At 69.4% G+C, this 16,740-nt stretch carries 15 protein-coding genes; 4 read left to right on the forward strand and 11 right to left on the reverse strand.

Annotated features, from left to right (window positions below; all coding sequences use genetic code 11):
- Positions 1-22: 22 nt before the first annotated feature.
- Positions 23-637, reverse strand: a complete 615-nt coding sequence (locus tag IWX63_RS01790) for a hypothetical protein (RefSeq protein ID WP_199276416.1) — start codon at positions 635-637, stop codon at positions 23-25.
- 326 nt (positions 638-963) lie between these two features.
- Here IWX63_RS01790 and IWX63_RS01795 point away from each other — a divergent pair, with 326 nt between their 5' ends.
- Positions 964-2,820 carry a polysaccharide deacetylase family protein gene (locus IWX63_RS01795; RefSeq protein WP_334685549.1) on the forward strand — a complete coding sequence of 619 codons (1,857 nt, stop codon included), beginning with the start codon at positions 964-966 and terminating at the stop codon, positions 2,818-2,820.
- Between the two features lie 48 nt (positions 2,821-2,868).
- Positions 2,869-3,894 carry a UDP-glucose 4-epimerase GalE gene (galE, locus tag IWX63_RS01800; protein ID WP_199276418.1) on the forward strand — a complete coding sequence of 342 codons (1,026 nt, stop codon included), beginning with the start codon at positions 2,869-2,871 and terminating at the stop codon, positions 3,892-3,894.
- Between the two features lie 81 nt (positions 3,895-3,975).
- Here galE and IWX63_RS01805 read toward each other — a convergent pair whose 3' ends face one another.
- From IWX63_RS01805 to fdxA, 3 genes are all read right to left on the reverse strand, one after another.
- Positions 3,976-5,256, reverse strand: coding sequence for a citrate synthase (locus tag IWX63_RS01805; protein WP_199276419.1), 1,281 nt, complete (start codon positions 5,254-5,256; stop codon positions 3,976-3,978).
- A gap of 171 nt (positions 5,257-5,427) precedes the next feature.
- Positions 5,428-6,582 carry a succinyldiaminopimelate transaminase gene (dapC, locus tag IWX63_RS01810; protein ID WP_199276420.1) on the reverse strand — a complete coding sequence of 385 codons (1,155 nt, stop codon included), beginning with the start codon at positions 6,580-6,582 and terminating at the stop codon, positions 5,428-5,430.
- The gene (gene fdxA, locus IWX63_RS01815; RefSeq protein WP_043440973.1) at positions 6,583-6,909 is read right to left on the reverse strand and encodes a ferredoxin; all 327 of its coding nucleotides are present in this window, start codon (positions 6,907-6,909) and stop codon (positions 6,583-6,585) included.
- Positions 6,910-7,055: 146 nt separating this feature from the next.
- Here fdxA and IWX63_RS01820 point away from each other — a divergent pair, with 146 nt between their 5' ends.
- Positions 7,056-7,292 carry a hypothetical protein gene (locus tag IWX63_RS01820; protein WP_199276421.1) on the forward strand — a complete coding sequence of 79 codons (237 nt, stop codon included), beginning with the start codon at positions 7,056-7,058 and terminating at the stop codon, positions 7,290-7,292.
- 25 nt (positions 7,293-7,317) lie between these two features.
- Here the strand turns inward: IWX63_RS01820 and IWX63_RS01825 are convergent, their stop codons facing one another.
- Positions 7,318-7,575 carry a hypothetical protein gene (locus IWX63_RS01825; protein ID WP_199276422.1) on the reverse strand — a complete coding sequence of 86 codons (258 nt, stop codon included), beginning with the start codon at positions 7,573-7,575 and terminating at the stop codon, positions 7,318-7,320.
- A 188-nt stretch (positions 7,576-7,763) separates the two neighbouring features.
- Between IWX63_RS01825 and IWX63_RS01830 the strand changes: the two genes are divergently transcribed.
- Entirely contained in the window at positions 7,764-8,258 is a 495-nt protein-coding gene (locus tag IWX63_RS01830; protein WP_199276423.1) for an ArsR/SmtB family transcription factor, read from the forward strand.
- Between the two features lie 31 nt (positions 8,259-8,289).
- Here the strand turns inward: IWX63_RS01830 and IWX63_RS01835 are convergent, their stop codons facing one another.
- The 6 genes from IWX63_RS01835 to IWX63_RS01860 all read right to left on the reverse strand — a co-directional run bounded on the left by IWX63_RS01835 (position 8,290) and on the right by IWX63_RS01860 (position 16,717).
- Positions 8,290-8,757, reverse strand: a complete 468-nt coding sequence (locus tag IWX63_RS01835; RefSeq protein WP_199276424.1) for a hypothetical protein — start codon at positions 8,755-8,757, stop codon at positions 8,290-8,292.
- Positions 8,758-8,779: 22 nt separating this feature from the next.
- Positions 8,780-10,696: a translational GTPase TypA gene (gene typA / locus IWX63_RS01840; protein WP_199276425.1), complete on the reverse strand. Its 1,917-nt coding sequence runs from the start codon at positions 10,694-10,696 to the stop codon at positions 8,780-8,782.
- Positions 10,697-10,897: 201 nt separating this feature from the next.
- Positions 10,898-12,715, reverse strand: coding sequence for a BCCT family transporter (locus IWX63_RS01845; RefSeq protein WP_199276426.1), 1,818 nt, complete (start codon positions 12,713-12,715; stop codon positions 10,898-10,900).
- A 336-nt stretch (positions 12,716-13,051) separates the two neighbouring features.
- Entirely contained in the window at positions 13,052-14,779 is a 1,728-nt protein-coding gene (locus IWX63_RS01850) for a dipeptide ABC transporter ATP-binding protein (protein ID WP_199276427.1), read from the reverse strand.
- Positions 14,776-15,798: an ABC transporter permease gene (locus IWX63_RS01855; protein WP_199276428.1), complete on the reverse strand. Its 1,023-nt coding sequence runs from the start codon at positions 15,796-15,798 to the stop codon at positions 14,776-14,778. Before IWX63_RS01855 ends, IWX63_RS01850 begins: the two co-directional genes overlap by 4 nt.
- On the reverse strand, positions 15,791-16,717 hold the full coding sequence (locus tag IWX63_RS01860) for an ABC transporter permease (protein ID WP_199276429.1): 927 nt from the start codon (positions 16,715-16,717) through the stop codon (positions 15,791-15,793). The genes IWX63_RS01855 and IWX63_RS01860 overlap by 8 nt, the downstream gene beginning before the upstream one ends.
- Positions 16,718-16,740 lie beyond the last annotated feature (23 nt).

Genomic DNA, 16,740 nt, shown 5'->3' on the forward strand with positions numbered 1-16,740 from the left:
CACGGCGCGAGGCGTCCCGGACTCAGGCGAGCACCCTGATGATCGGCTCCACGTAGCTGCGGAAGGAGTGCTCGTCGTCGAACAGGTCCTGGCACGTCAGGAGCTTGTCCGGTTCCACCCACCAGGCCCGCCGGCCACCGAGCGGCAGTTCGACGACCTCGAGCGTGAAGGGGCGGGCCGGCCGCCCCAGTTCGAACTCGCGTTCCTGGATGATCCGCGCGAGCAGGTGATCCATGCTGTCCGCACCCCTGGCCCCGGCGCGGAGGGCGTACTCGGCGCATCGCTCCGCCGCCCAGTCCATCGCGGTCCCGAAGTGCGCCCGCAGCAGGGCCTTCAGCGCCGCCATGCCGTCCAGCGCCTCGAACAGCGGAGGAAGCGGCAACTCCGCGTCCGTCACGCGGTGCTGGAGCAGGCTGTGCCACCAGGCCTCCCACTCGACGCGCAGCGTCGCCCGTCCACCCACCGGCCGGGTCAGGCGCCGTGTCTCGACCCTCCGCACGGTGGGGAGCAGGGGCGGAAGGGCCGGTCGGCCGGTACCCTGCAGCCCCGCACAATCCCTGAGGTACAGCGCCACGAGCAGCACTTCCGAGGTGTCCACCGTGAAGTACGCGCTGTAGCCGGATTCGGCGTGCGACATGGGCCTCCTTCGGAGCCGGTCGGGTTCACTTCTACAGTAAGCCCAAGATCCCGGCTGCTCCAGAGGCATCGGTGGCAGGCCCGGGCCCGGGCCCGGCGGACGGACCCTCCGCTGCAGGCACCGGACCGAGTGTCGCCGCCCGAAGAACGGGTAGTCCGAGCTGGTCCGGCCGGTACGGGGGCGACGTAGAGTGGGCCGTCTCGCGCCCCTGAAGCTCCCCCCACCGGCGGCGGGCAGGTTGTCCGAACCGCTGATCCCGCACGACGCGAGGCCGGAAGCCCCCGTTCGGAAAAGAGCCAGATGCCATGACACCCTCATCAGGATCCATGTCCACGCCCAGCCGGCGGCCCCGCCGGACGTCCTGGGCCAGGCGGGCGGCCACGGGCCTGCTGGCTCTGGCCATGGCGGTCACGGGCGCGGGCATCGTCTCCGCGCCGGCCGCTCAGGCGGCCGGACCCACCGTGGTCAGCCTGACGTTCGACGACGGCAACGCCGACCAGCTCATCGCGGCCCAGACCCTGAACAGGTACGGACTCAAGGGGACGTTCTACGTCAACTCGGGGACCATCGACACGGCGGGCTTCCTGTCGCTGTCCGACCTCCGGACGCTGGCCGCCGCGGGACACGAGATCGGCGGCCACACCGTGACCCATCCCGACCTGGTCACCCTGCCGTCCGCCGAGGCGACCCGCCAGATCTGCAACGACCGCGTCAACCTCACCACCTGGGGCTTCCGCACCACGAGCTTCGCCTATCCGTTCGCCTCGAGCACCCCTGCGGTCGAGACGATCGCGAAGAACTGCGGGTACAACAGTGCCCGCGGGCTCGGGGACATCCAGACGCGGTTCAGTTGCGCCGGCTGCCCCCTGGCCGAGCGGATCCCCCCGGCGAACCCATGGAACACCGCCGCCCCGGACCAGGTCGAGAACACCTGGACGCTCGCGGACCTGCAGAACGCCGTGACGCGGGCCGAATCGGTGGGCGGCTGGATGCAGCTCACCTTCCACCGCTTCGCGAGTCCCGCCACCGATCCGCTGGCGGTCACCCCGGCCCTGTTCGACCAGTTCGCCGCGTGGCTGAAGACCAGGCCGTCGACCACGACCGTGAGGACCGTGGACCAGGTCATCGGTGGAACGGTCAAGCCGGCGGTCGCCGGTCCGGCCGTCCCCCCTCCGCCGGTGGGAGGGAACCTCGTGAAGAACCCGGGACTCGAGACGCTCACCAACGGTGTGCCGCAGTGCTGGAACGAGGGGGGCTACGGGACCAACACCCGCACCTTCTCCGTCGTCGCCGGCCGCACCGGCGCCAGGGCGGAACGACTGGTGGTGAGCGGATACGTGGACGGCGACGCGAAGCTGCTGCCGGCGCTGGACCTCGGCGGGTGTTCACCGTCGGCCACGGCGGGACGTACCTACAACCTCGGCGCCTGGTACAAATCCACCGCGAACACCCAGTTCGCCCTCTACTACCGCACCGGGGTCGGGTCCTGGAAGTACTGGACCTCCAGCCCCTGGTTCGCGCCGTCCAGCACCTTCCAGAAGGCCACCTGGACGACGCCCCCGTTGCCTGCGGGCGCCAACGGGCTCAGCTTCGGCCTGAACCTGTTCAGCAACGGCACCCTGACCACCGACGACTACGAGATGTTCGACGTCGCCAGCGTCCCGACCCCGCCGCCCCCGGCGGCCGGAACCAACCTCGTCCAGAACCCGAGCCTCGAGACCGCCGGGTCGGGCACCTTCCCCCAGTGCTGGCAGGCGGCCGGATTCGGCACCAACACCCCGGTGTTCAGTACCGTGCCCGCCGCACGCACGGGTACCAAGGCCGAGAAGCTCACGATCACGAACTACGCCAGCGGGGACGCGAAGCTGATGCCCCTGCTGGATACCGGGACGTGCGCGCCGAAGGCCGTCGCCGGCCGGACCTACTCGGTGCGCGCCTGGTACACCTCCAGCGCCGTCACCCAGCTGGCGCTCTACTACCGCAACTCCGCCGGCACGTGGGTGTACTGGACCTCCGGACCCTGGCTGGCCCCGGCCGGCACCTACACCCAGGCGAGTCTCACCACACCGGGCCTGCCCGCCGGCGCCACAGCGATCAGTTTCGGGATGAGCCTGTTCGGCAACGGGACCGTCACCACGGACGACTACGCCATGTACGACACCGTCGGGGCGCCGCCGCTCTAGGCTCGTCGCAGCGCGTTCCACCCACAGGGAAGCACCTAGGATGGGAGCGTGAAAATACTCGTTACCGGAGGCAGCGGCTACATCGGCTCGCACACCGTCCTGACCCTGCTCGACCACGGCCACGACGTCGTCGTCGTCGACAACCTGCTGAACTCCACGGAGACCTCGCTCGAACGCGTCGCAGCCCTCGCCGGGCGCACACCGACCTTCCACCGGGCCGACCTCCTCGACGAACCCCGGCTGCGTGCCATCTTCGCCGAGGAGAAGGTCGACGCCGTCATCCACTTCGCGGGCCTGAAGGCGGTCGGCGAGTCGGTGGAGAAGCCGCTGTACTACTACCACAACAACGTCGGCGGCACCCTGAACCTGCTGCGGGTCATGGACGACGCCGACGTGCGCACCCTGGTCTTCAGTTCGTCGGCGACGGTCTACGGCGCCTCCGAGGAGGTGCCCCTGACCGAGAAGCTCCCCCTCGACGCGGTGAACCCCTACGGACGCACGAAGGAGCAGATCGAGGACATCCTGACGGACCTCGGTGCCGCGGACCCCCGCTGGAACATCGCGCTGCTGCGGTACTTCAACCCCGTCGGCGCACACTCCTCGGGCACCATCGGCGAGGACCCCACGGGCATCCCCAACAACCTCCTGCCGTTCGTGGCCCAGGTGGCGGTGGGCCGCCGCGAGAAGGTCATGGTCTTCGGCAACGACTACCCCACGCCGGACGGCACCGGGGTGCGCGACTACATCCACGTAGTGGACCTGGCCCAGGGCCACCTCGCCGCCCTCGACTACCTCGTCGCCCGCGGCGGGGTGCACACCTGGAATCTCGGCACGGGCAACGGCTCCTCGGTCCTCGAGGTCCTCGGGGCGTTCTCCGCGGCGGCGGGCCGCGACATCCCCTACGAGTTCGCTCCCCGCCGGCCGGGCGACTCCGCGGTCAGCTACGCCGACCCGTCGTCGGCCCTCGCCGACCTCGGCTGGTCGGCGACCCGGACCCTCGCGGAGATGTGCGAGGACCACTGGCGCTGGCAGAAGAACAACCCGCAGGGCTACGCCTCCGCCGGCGGGAACTGACCCGCCCCTGCACCGACGTCGACGGCCGCCCACCTCATGGAGGTGGGCGGCCGTCGTTCAGCCGGGCGGGACCGGTGCGGGTCAGCTCGCGGGGTAGTGGCGCTCGCCCTCACCCGTGTACAGCTGGCGCGGACGGCCGATCTTCGTCTGCGGGTCCTGCATCATCTCGCGCCACTGGGCGATCCAGCCCGGGAGGCGACCGATCGCGAAGAGGACGGTGAACATCTTCTCCGGGAAGCCCATGGCCTTATAGATCAGGCCCGTGTAGAAGTCCACGTTCGGGTAGAGCTTCCGCTCGATGAAGTAGTCATCGGCGAGGGCCTTCTCCTCGAGCCGCATCGCGATGTCGAGCAGCTCGTCGTTGCCGCCGAGCTTGCTGAGGATGTCGTGGGCCGTGGCCTTGACGATCTTCGCGCGCGGATCGTAGTTCTTGTAGACGCGGTGCCCGAAGCCCATGAGCTTCACGCCGTCTTCCTTCTTCTTGACCTTCTCCATGAAGGCCTCGGGCTGCATGCCCTGGGCCTTGATGTCGCGGAGCATGTTCAGCACGGCCTCGTTGGCGCCGCCGTGCAGCGGGCCGAAGAGCGCGTTGATCCCGGCGGACACGGAGGCGAACATGTTCGCGTTGGAGCTGCCCACGAGGCGCACGGTCGACGTCGAGCAGTTCTGCTCGTGGTCGGCGTGCAGGATGAGCAGGAGATCCAGCGCCTTCACCATCATGGGGTCGAGGTCGTACGGCTCGGCGGGCAGGCCGAAGGAGAGCCGCAGGAAGTTCTCGACCAGGTTCATGGAGTTGTCCGGGTACAGCATCGGCTGGCCGATCGACTTCTTGTGCGCGTAGGCGGCGATGACGGGCAGCTTCGCCATGAGGCGGAAGGTCGAGAGCTCCACCTGCTCGTCGTCGAACGGATCGAGCGAGTCCTGGTAGAAGGTGGACAGCGCCGAGACGGCGGAGGACAGCACGGGCATCGGGTGGGCGTCCCGCGGGAAGCCTCCGAAGAAGCCCTTGAGCTCCTCGTGCAGCAGGGTGTGCCGGCGGATGCGTCCGTCGAAGCCCGTCAGCTCCTCCGGCGTCGGCAGGTTCCCGTAGATCAGGAGGTAGGAGACCTCGAGGAAGCTGGAGTTCTTCGCGAGTTCTTCGATCGGGTACCCGCGGTGGCGCAGGATCCCCGCGTCGCCGTCGATGTAGGTGATCGCCGAGGTCGTGGCCGCGGTGTTCATGAAGCCGGGGTCGAAGGTGACCTGGCCCGTCTGCTTCAGCAGTTTCGACACGTCGTAGCCGTGGTTGCCCTCGGCTGCGCGTACGAGCGGCAGGCTGAGTTCGCCGCCATCGTAGTGCAGTGAGGCATTCTGCTCGGTCATTGATTCTCCTTCAGGAGCTGGAGCGCGGTCATCGCCACAAATCATCGCTTCCCACGGGGGCGGAGATCGCCTCGGGGTCAGCACATTCCCGCCAAACGCTACCGTCAGCGGCCCCCCGATCACTAATCCTGCGGCCCTCCGGCGGTCGACGGCAAGGACGAAGGCGGCGGCTCAGCGCGGAGCGTCCGCGAGACGCGTGACCGCGGCCCGGATCCGCTCGTCGCTCCCCGTGAGCGCCATCCGGATGAACCCCTCCCCGGCGTCGCCGTAGAACGTCCCCGGACCCGCGAGGATCCCGAGCCCGGCAAGCCAGTCGATGGTGTCCCAGGTGGGCTTCCCGTTCGACGCCCAGAGATACAGGCCCGCCACCGAACCGCCGATCGTGAAGCCTGCGGCCTCGAGCGCCGGGACCAGCAGGGCGCGACGACGACGGTACAGGTCCTTCTGGGCGGCCACATGGGCGTCGTCCCCGAGGGCCACCCGCATGGCCTCCTGGACGGGGTACGGCACGATCATGCCGGCGTGCTTGCGGGAGTTGACGAGATTCGCGATGATCACCGGGTCCCCGGCCGTGAACGCGGCCCGGTAGCCGGCCAGGTTGGACTGCTTGCTCAGGGAGTAGACGGCCAACAGGTTCTCGTGGGATCCGCCGCAGACCCGCGGGTCGAGGACGCTGGGCACGGGCTCGCCGCCCTCCGCGGGATCCCAGCGCCCCCAGCCCAGCTCGCCGTAGCATTCGTCGGACGCCACGACCGCGCCGAGCGAGCGGGCGTCCTCGACGATGGTCCGCAGGCCCTCGACGTCGAGCACCTCACCCGTCGGATTTCCGGGCGAGTTGATCCAGACCAGGCGGACCCGGGCCCGTACGTCCGCGGGAAGGTCCGCGAGGGAGTCTGCGGCGACCGCGGTGGCACCTGCGAGGTGGGCGCCGACGTCGTAGGTGGGGTAGGCGACGGAGGGCCGGACGACGACGTCGCCCTCGCCCAGTCCCAGCAGCAGGGGAAGCCACGCGACGAGCTCCTTGGAGCCGACGGTCGGCAGGATGTCCGCCGGGTCGAGTCCGGGCACTCCCCTGCGCCGCGCGAACCAGGTGCTGATCGCCTCACGGAGCGCCGGCGTGCCGTGGGTGGTCGGGTATCCGTGCGCGTCGGCAGCGGTGGCCAGCGCCGCCTGGATGAGTTCCGGGGTCGGGTCCACCGGCGTACCGATGGACAGATCCACCACGCCCCCGGGGTGGCGGGACGCAGTCTCCCGGTACGGCACGAGGGCGTCCCACGGGTAGTCGGGCAGGTGCAGGCCGAACGGCTTCGGCTCCCCGGCCCCCACCTAGGCCGGCTGGTTCTGGGGCGGCAGGACCGCGATGATGGGGTGGTCGAAGCCCGTGTTGCCGACCTTCGCCGCGCCGCCGGGCGACCCGAGGTCGTCGAAGAACTCGACATTGGCCTTGTAGTACTCGGCCCACTGCTCGGGGGTGTCGTCCTCGTAGTAGATCGCCTCGACCGGGCACACGGGCTCGCACGCGCCGCAGTCCACGCACTCGTCGGGGTGGATGTAGAGCGACCGCTCGCCCTCATAGATGCAGTCGACAGGGCACTCCTCGATACAGGCCTTGTCCTTGACATCCACGCATGGCTGCGCGATTACGTAGGTCACTTCCCACGCCTTTCCTGGTGACTGGGGTCGGGCTGACGCACCCGGGGTGCGGGTTCCAGCTTAACGCAACGGCCCGCCCCGGCAGGACCAGGGCTGCCCGGGGCCGGCCACCGCGACGGTGAGCCGCCAGGGCCTACCCTTGAGGCGTGCAGACACCCGCCGCCCTCCTCGCGTCGCTCCCCCTCGAGACGAGGGTCGTCGTCCGCCGTCGCGTCGACACCGGGTTCACGGATTCTCTCGGCGACCTCGTCGCCATCGACGGGACCACCTGCACGGTGCGCACCCGCAGGGGCGACGACGTCGTGCTCCTCGCCGACGTCACGGCGGCCCGACCGGTACCGCCGCCACCCCCGCGCCGTGCGCCCCGCAGGTCCTCGCGGTGAGGTGAGCCTTGGGACCCCGGTCCTGTCAGTGCCCCGACTCCCGGCGGAGGGCGTCCGAAGCCGCCGATGCGAGGGCTTCGGCGTGGCGCATCACCAGCGCCGCGCCCACGAGGGCGGCGGAGAACGGGAGGAGGACCGAGGGGATGATCGACACCAGCACCGTCGCCGCCGTCGAGACCGGCGACGCCCCCTCGAGGGTCGTCGTCCCGACGTTGGCGACGATCACCGGGCTCAGCACGAGGAGTGCTACCGCGACCACCCCGAGGATGATCCCCCATCGCACGACGACTTCCCACGTCCTGACACCGGCCATACCGTCCCCCTGGAGCTCTCGAAGTGTGCTCAGGCTACGGAAACACCGATCGGCGGGGATGACAAGGACCGCGGGCGCCTGCCGCCGGCCGTGTCCTGGCGCCACCCCAGTGATTGGGACCTGTCAATCCCGCGGGCGATCTCCCGTACAATCGGCGCATGGACTCAGACGAGGATCTCCAGGCCCGCGGCCGGGCGCTCAGCGCTCCCGTCAGGCTCCGCATCCTGCGATTGTGCCTGCACAAGGCCAGGACCAACAAGGAGATCGCGGAGGCCCTGGACCTCAATCCGGCGACGACGCTCCACCACGTCCGGACCCTGCTCACCACGGGGTTCCTCGCCGCCGAGGACGCCCGTGCCGGCAACCGCGGGGCGAAGGAGATCCCGTACCGCGCCACCGGGCTGTCATGGAACAGCCGTGTACCGAATGCCGCGCCCGTGCTGGTGGAGACGTTCCTGCAGGAGATCGAGGGCCTGCAGCCGTCCGAGATCGATGTCTGGCGCGTCGGGGTCCGGCTCAACGACGAGCATCGCGCCGAGATGATGGGGCGCATCCGCGCGGTCCTCGAGGACTACGCGCTCCGCGGACCCGACGAGGACGGCACGGCGACCTCCATCATGCTGGCCCACCACCTCGACCGCACCGCCGACTGACGCCACGCCGCCCGCCCGGTGCCTCCGGGACCTAGCGCCGCTTCCGCGGCCGCAGCACGGCGACGCCCCGCACCACCGCGGCCAGCGTCACGACGAGCACGCCGAAGAGCCAGAGATTCCCCGCGAGCGCCGTGCCCGGGGCGACCGTCGACGAACCGGTGAGGATGAGCGTGCTCGACGACGTCGAGAGCAGCGCCACCATCCCGTACGCGACCGCGCCCGCCACCGCCGTCATCATCACGTTCCGCGCCCAGAGCCCGCACAGCAGGAACAGGCTGCCCGCCAGGAGCAGGGCGGCCAGCGCGCCGACGGGAAGGGCTGCCCCGCCCACGAAGAGCAGGTGTGCGTGCAGGGCCGTCCCGAAGACCGCCGCCGCCACCCCTGCCGCCACGGCACCCGCGATCGCGGCGGGGCGCCGCGGGCCGGCGAGAGAGGGTGCCGGGAACGGCGGACGCCGGCCCCTCCCGGCAGGGGAGGGACCGGCGTCGTCGTGGGTCACGGTGCTGACGGAGCCGTCGGGACTAGGCCCGGGCGCGCGAACGCGAGGCGCGCATGCGCTCGTTGGCATCGAGGATGACCTTGCGGATGCGGATGGTCTCCGGGGTGACCTCGACGCACTCGTCCTCGCGGGCGAACTCGAGGGATTCCTCGAGGGTGAGGTTGCGCGGAGGGGTCAGGTTCTCGAAGGTGTCGGAGGAGGCCGCACGCATGTTGGTGAGCTTCTTCTCCTTCGTGATGTTGACGTCCATGTCGTCGGCGCGGGAGTTCTCTCCGACGATCATGCCCTCGTAGACCTCGGAGGTGGCCTGCACGAAGAAGGAGCCTCGTTCCTGCAGGTTGATCATCGCGAACGGGGTGACGACGCCGGAGCGGTCGGCGATCATGGAGCCGTTGGTGCGGTACTCGATGTCACCGGCCCATGGCTCGTAGCCCTCGGAGATCGACGCCGCGATGCCGGCGCCGCGCGTGTCGGTCAGGAAGCGGGTGCGGAAGCCGATCAGGCCGCGCGCGGGGACGATGAACTCCATGCGGACCCAGCCGGTGCCGTGGTTCGCCATGTTGGTCATGCGGCCCTTGCGGGCGGCCATGAGCTGGGTGACGCCGCCGAGGTACTCCTCGGGGACGTCGATGGTCATGTGCTCCATCGGCTCGTGGATCTTGCCGTCGACGGTCTTGGTGACCACCTGCGGCTTGCCGACGGTGAGCTCGAAGCCCTCGCGGCGCATCTGCTCCACCAGGATGGCGAGCGCCAGCTCGCCACGGCCCTGGACTTCCCAGGCGTCGGGGCGGGCCGTGGGCAGGACGCGGAGCGAGACGTTGCCGATGAGCTCCTTGTCGAGGCGGTCCTTGACCTGGCGTGCGGTGACCTTGGCGCCCTTGACCTTGCCGGCGAGCGGCGAGGTGTTGATGCCGATGGTGACGGAGATCGCGGGGTCGTCGACGGTGATCAGCGGCAGCGGCTGCGGGTTGTCGACGTCGGTGAGCGTCTCACCGATGGTGATGCCCTCGATACCGGCGACGGCGACGATCTCGCCAGGGCCGGCGGAATCGGTGGGGACGCGGTCCAGCGCCTTGGTGGCGAGGAGCTCGGTGATCTTGACGGTCTTGAGCTCACCGTTCTGGCGGGCCCACGCGACGGTCTGGCCCTTGCGCAGCGTGCCGTTGAAGATGCGCAGCAGCGCGAGGCGGCCCAGGAACGGCGAGGCGTCGAGGTTGGTGACGTGCGCCTGCAGGACGCCGTTGGGGTTGTAGCGGGGCGCGGGGATGTGCTCGATGATCGTCTGGAACAGGGGCTCCAGGTTGTCATTGGCGGGCGCGCTGCCGTTGGCCGGCTGCTCGATCGACGCGGCACCGACGCGGGCCGCGGCGTACACGACGGGCACGTTCAGGATCAGGTCGAGGTCGAGGTCGGGGACCTCGTCCGCGAGGTCCGACGCGAGGCCGAGGAGGAGGTCCATCGATTCGCTGACGACCTCCTCGATGCGGGAGTCGGGGCGGTCCGTCTTGTTGACCAGCAGGATCACGGGGAGCTTGGCCGCGAGGGCCTTGCGGAGCACGAAGCGCGTCTGGGGCAGCGGGCCCTCGGACGCGTCGACGAGGAGGACGACGCCGTCCACCATGGAGAGGCCGCGCTCCACCTCGCCGCCGAAGTCGGCGTGGCCCGGGGTGTCGATGACGTTGATCGTGATGGTCTCGCCCTTGGCCGAGGGTCCGTCGTAGAACACCGTGGTGTTCTTCGCGAGGATGGTGATGCCCTTCTCGCGCTCGAGGTCGCCCGAGTCCATGACGCGGTCGGCGACGTCGCCGTGCGCAGCGAACGAGTTGGTCTGCTTCAGCATGGCGTCGACCAGGGTGGTTTTTCCGTGGTCAACGTGGGCCACGATGGCTACGTTGCGGAGGTCGCTGCGAACAGCGGTGTTGCCTGTGGTTTCAGACATGCGTTATTACTCAATTCGGTATCTACTGCAGGGAAATTGGCGGCGGCTGCACTGCACGCCCTCTTACCAGTCTAGGCGCTGGGCAAAAACAGACCTAATGCGGCCTGTCAAACGGCGTCCGGGGGCGCTGTGGACGGACGACGGCGGCGGTCCTCCCGGGGAAGGACCGCCGCCGTCGTGGGTGTGGCGCGGGGTGCGCGGCTACGGCCGGCGGGGCCGCCGAAACCGCGGAGCCGCACCCTGGCCGGCGCCCCGGACGGCGTCGGTAGAGCCGTCCGACGGCAGGTCCGAAGGCAGGTCCGACGGCGTGTCCGCCGCGTGATCGGCGAGGTGTTCCTGCACCTGCCGCTCCACCTGCCCGGACATCGACTCGTGGACCTGATCGGTCACGCGGTCCGCCATGGCCGTCGCGGCGACCCGTCGCTGGGTCTCCTGCCAGGCGCGGTGCTCCCCGTGGAACGCCTTCGCCGTGGCGACGCACATGGCGAGCATCACCACGCTGAAGGGGAGGGCCGTGAGGATCGCCGCCGTCTGGATGGAGCTCAGCCCGGTGTCACCCACCAGGAGCAGGGCGATGGCGACCAACGCTGCGAGGACTGCCCAGAAGATCCGGATCCAGTGCCGGGGATTCGGGTCGCCCCCGGTGGAGATCATGCTCATCACCAGGGCGCCCGAGTCGGCGGACGTGATGAAGAAGATCGCGATCAGGAGGATGGCACCGATGAGCAGCGCGGGCCCGCCGGGCAGTCCTGCCAGGAGGCCGAACAGCGCGTTCTCGGTGTCCACCGAGCCGTCCTCGGCGATCAGGCCGCCCTGGCCGAAGATCTCGCGGTAGATGGCCGAGCCTCCGAGCACGGAGAACCACAGGAACCCCAGCGTGGTGGGGACGAGGAGGACACCGGCCACGAACTCGCGGACGGTGCGTCCCTTCGAGATCCGGGCGATGAAGATCCCGACGAAGGGTGCCCAGGACATCCACCAGCCCCAGTAGAACGTGGTCCAGGCCGCCTGCCAGGCCTCGCCCTCCGCGCCGGAGAACGCCAGCGTGTTGAAGGTCAGGCCGACGACGTTCTGGAAGTAGTTGCCGATGGACTGGACGAACTCGCGCAGGAGGAAGAGCGTGGGCCCGGCGAAGAGCACCACGAGCAGGAGTACCCCGGCGAGGACGAGGTTGATGTTCGAGAGCCATTTCATGCCCTTGCCGACACCGGAGATCACGGACACGATGGTCAGCGCGGTGATGCAGAGGATGAGCCCTACCTGCGTGGCTTCCGTGGCGGCGAGGATGTTGGCGCTGTCGAGCCCCGAGGAGATCTGCAGCACGCCGAGGCCGAGCGAGGTGGCGACACCGAACAGCGTGCCCACGAGCGCGACGACGTCGATGGCGTGGCCCCAGGCCCCCTTGACGCGGTCCCCCAGCAGGGGCTCGAGGGTCCAGCGGATGGAGATGGGACGGCCGCGCCGGTGCACGGCGTAGGCGATCGAGAGGCCGACGACGACGTAGATGCTCCAGGCGTGCAGCCCCCAGTGGAGGAAGGTCTGGGTGATGGCCTGCTGCCCGATCTGCACCTCGGTGCCGGTGACGCCGGGTCGGGGGCTGGCGAAGTGGTTCAGCGGCTCGGCCACACCCCAGAACACCAGTCCGATGCCCATGCCGGCGGCGAAGAGCAGGGCGAACCAGGACATGGTCGAGAACTCGGGCGTGTCGTCGTCCTTGCCGAGGCGGATGTCGCCGTAGCGGCTGAATCCCACCCACAGCGAGAACACCACGAAGAATGCCACGATGGCCACGTAGTACCAGCCGAAGGCTCCGATCACGTTCTCCTGGATGCCCGCGAACAGCACGGACGCGGTATCCGGCGAAACGAGGGCGAACGCGACGAAGAGCACGATCAGGACCGAGGCCGGCACGAACACCGGCAGGGCCAATCGAGCTCTGTGTCCCGTGCCCGTTCCATCCGCGCGGTCCTGCGGCCTGGGCGGGCCGGTCACAGCCTCTTCCCCGTGCTTGATACTCATGTACCTTCTCCTTCGATGTCGCGACGTGACGCGCCGCGGAGGCGACGGGTCACAGGGCAGCTGCCAACCCTACCGATGGCCGTCCCGTCAAGAGGCGGAAGACAGGAGTCCGACGGCGGTTCCGGCGTCGTGCGCTGCTCCGTCGGAACCCGTCGGATCGGCGCCAGGACAGGGCTCCCGGGCGGTCGTCACCCCGTGGGCGCGCGGCCACGCATCGTGAACGCATCGTTATCTTCGTGCCTGGTCCCACCCCCCCTGCACAGCAGGCGGCCCCCGGATCGGGGACCGCCTGCTGGGGCCACCCGGCCTGCGCGACGACGCGCGCCCGTCCGGGACTCAGGCGACCTCGGGAGGCAGGACCAGTCCCGCACCCGGGATCGCCGCGAGCAGTGCCTGCGTGTAGGCGGTCCGGGGGTTGTCGAACACCTCGTCGGTGGTGCCCTGCTCCACGAGCCTGCCCTTCTCCATGACGGCCACGTGGTCGGCGATCTGCCGGACCACCGCGAGGTCGTGGGTGATGAACAGGTAGCTGAGGCCGAGTTCCGACTGCAGATCGGCGAGCAGGTTGAGGATCTGGGCCTGCACCAGCACATCGAGCGCCGAGACGGCCTCGTCGCAGATGACCACCTCGGGGTCGAGTGCCAGCGCACGTGCGATCGCCACGCGCTGCCGCTGCCCGCCCGAGAGCTCGTTCGGGAAGCGCTGCATCATCGCGGACGGCAGCGCCACCTGGTCGAGCAGCGTACGGACCTTCTTCTCCCGGCTCCTCGCGTCCCCGATGCCGTGGACGCGGAGCGGCTCCTCGATGGTCCGGTAGATGTTGTACATCGGGTCGAGCGAGCCGTACGGGTCCTGGAAGATCGGCTGCACGCGGCGGCGGAAGTCGAACATCTCCTTCCGACCGAGCGTGGTGATGTCCACGCCGTCGAACCGGATGCTGCCCGACGTCGCGTCCTCCAGTCCGAGGACCATCTTCGCCACGGTCGACTTGCCGGACCCGGACTCCCCCACCACCGCGGTGGTGGTGCCACGGGCGATGGAGAAGGACACCTTGTCCACCGCGGTGAAGTCGGTGGACCTGCCCCAGCTACCGCGGATCCTGAAGACCTTCGTCAGGTCCTCGACCTCGATCACCTTGTCCGGGACGGCGCCCGTCGGTGCTGCCGGCGCGAGGAGGTCGCCCGTCACGACACCGGCCTTCTTGGCGGACTCGATGCGGCGCGAGGCGATCGACGGCGCGGACGCCACGAGCTTCTGCGTGTAGGGGTGGCGCGGATCGGTGAGCAGTTCGAGGGCCGGTCCGGCCTCCACGATCTGCCCCCTGTACATGACGATCACCTTGTGCGCGCGCTCGGCGGCGAGGCCGAGGTCGTGGGTGATGAGGAGCACGGCGGTGCCGAGCTCCTCGGTCATGGTGTCGAGGTGGTCCAGGATCTGCCGCTGGACCGTGACGTCCAGGGCGGACGTCGGCTCGTCGGCGATGAGCAGGCGCGGACGGCAGGACAGCCCGATCGCGATGAGTGCGCGCTGGCGCATACCCCCGGAGAACTCGTGGGGGTACTGGTTCGCGCGCGCCGCGGCGTCGGGCAGGCCCGCCTCCGACAGCACCTTCGCGACGTCCTGTGGACCGCTGGGCAGCCCGTTCGCCTTCAGCGTCTCCCGGACCTGGAACCCGATCTTCCAGACGGGGTTCAGGTTGGACATCGGGTCCTGGGGCACCATGCCGATCGAGGACCCGCGGAGTTCGACGATGCGCCGCTCCGGGGCGTGGGTGATGTCCTCGCCGTCGAAGATGATGCTGCCGTTGGACACCCGGCCGTTGGCGGGGAGCAGCCCGATGGCGGCGAGCGCCGTCGTCGACTTGCCCGAGCCCGACTCCCCCACGATCGCGACGGTCTCGCCGGGCATCACGGTCAGGTGCGCGTTGCGCACCGCCGGGACGTCCCCGTTCGACGTCGAGAAGGTGATGGCGAGGTCCCGGAGCTCGAGCAGCGGACGGGGCGCACCCGTGCCGTCCGGGGCTGCCGGGCGCGCACTCGTCACGGTGTCTGTGCTGTGGCTCATCGTTTGCGTGCCTTCGGGTCGAGAGCGTCACGCAGGGCGTCGCCCAGCATGATGAAGCTCAGAACGGTGATCGACAGGGCGAGGCCCGGCCAGAAGATCGCCATGGGGTTGCTGCGCAGCGACGGTTTCGCCGAGAAGATGTCATTACCCCAGGACATGACGTCCGGCGGGAGCCCGATGCCGAGGAAGGACAGCGTCGACTCCGCCACGATGAACGTGCCGAGCGAGATCGTCGCGATGACGATGACCGGCGCGAGCGCATTCGGGATGACGTGCTTGACGAGTGCTCCCAGCGGGGAGACACCCAGCGAGCGTGCCGCGGTGACGAAGTCCGCGTTGCGTACCTCCATCACGGCCGCACGCGTGATGCGGGCGATCTGCGGCCAGCCGAACGCCACGAGGATGACGACGAGCGTCCATACGTTCCGGTTCTGCTGGAACACGGGCAGCTGCACCACGACGATGGCTCCGAGGATCAGCGGGAGGGCGAAGAAGATGTCGCCCACCCGGGCGAGGATCGCATCGACCCAGCCGCCGAAGAAACCGGCCAGTGCGCCGATGAGGCCGCCGATCAGCACGACGCCGAGCGTGGCGAACAGGCCGACGGTCAGCGAGGACTGCGTGCCGTGCACCACGCGGGAGAGGATGTCGCAGCCCTGCACGGTGAAGCCGAGCGGGTGGCCGGGGGCCGGTCCGCCGTCGGAGTTCTCGAGCAGGCAGTTCTCGTTGGGCGGCTCGCTCGTGAAGAGGCCGGGGAACAGCGCCACGAAGATGACCGCGAGGATCAGGATCGCGCTGATGATGAACAGCGGCTGCTTCCGCAGGCTGCGCCACGCCTCACCCCACAGGCTGCGGGGGGCGGCGTCGGACACCGCGCTGTCCGTGGCCCGGACCGGCGTCTCGTCGAGGTCGGCGACGAAGTGCTCGATCGGGTAGGCGGAGGTCTTGGTGCGTGCCACGGGCGCGGGGTCCACGGTGAGGGCCCCGGCGGTGGCGGAGGAAGATGTTGGTTCAGGCATATCGAATCCTTGGGTCCAGCCACGCGTACAGGAGATCCACCAGCAGGTTCGCGAGGCAGAAGATGAGGATCAGGAACGTGACGATCGAGACGACCATCGGTCCGTCACCGTTCAGCACGGCGCGGTACAGGGTGTTGCCGACGCCGTTCACGTTGAAGATGCCCTCGGTCACGATCGCGCCGCCCATCAGGGCTCCGAGGTCGGCGCCGAGGAAGGTCACGACGGGGATCAGGGAGTTCCGGAGGACATGCACGACGACGACGCGCCGGCGGCTGAGGCCCTTGGCGGTCGCGGTGCGCACGTAGTCGGCGTTGACGTTCTCGATGATGCTGGTCCGGGTCAGGCGCAGCACGTACGCGAAGGACACCAGTCCGAGGACCACGGCCGGGAGCAGGAGCTCCGTGAAGGTGGCGTCGCCGCTCACGGTCGGGTTGGTCCACTGGAGCTTGACGCCGATCAGGAACTGCATCAGGAAGCCGAGCACGAAGATGGGGACGGCGATGACGATCAGGGACAGGACGAGGACCGACGAGTCGAAGATCCGGCCCTTGCGGAGACCGGCGATGAGGCCGAAGACGATGCCGAAGACGGCCTCGATGACCAGGGCCATGATCGCGAGCTTCGCGGTGGTCGGGAACACCTCGGCGATGATCGTAGCGATCGGGCGCCCGGAGAAGTTCGTGCCGAGATCGAAGGTCAGCACGCCCTTGAGGTACAGGAGGTACTGGATCCAGAACGGCTGGTCGAGGTTGTACTGCTCGCGCAGTCCGGCGACGACGGCGGGCGTGCAGCCGCGCTCGCCGCAGATGGCGGCGGTGGCGTCACCCGGGAGGCTGAAGACGAGGAAGTACACCAGCAGGGTCGCGCCGAGGAAGACGGGGATCAGCTGCAGGAAGCGTCGGACGATGTACCAGGCCATCAGTGCGCACCTCCCGGTGCGGC

This window comes from Arthrobacter sp. CAN_A2, from assembly GCF_015752045.1.
GTDB lineage: Bacteria > Actinomycetota > Actinomycetes > Actinomycetales > Micrococcaceae > Arthrobacter_D.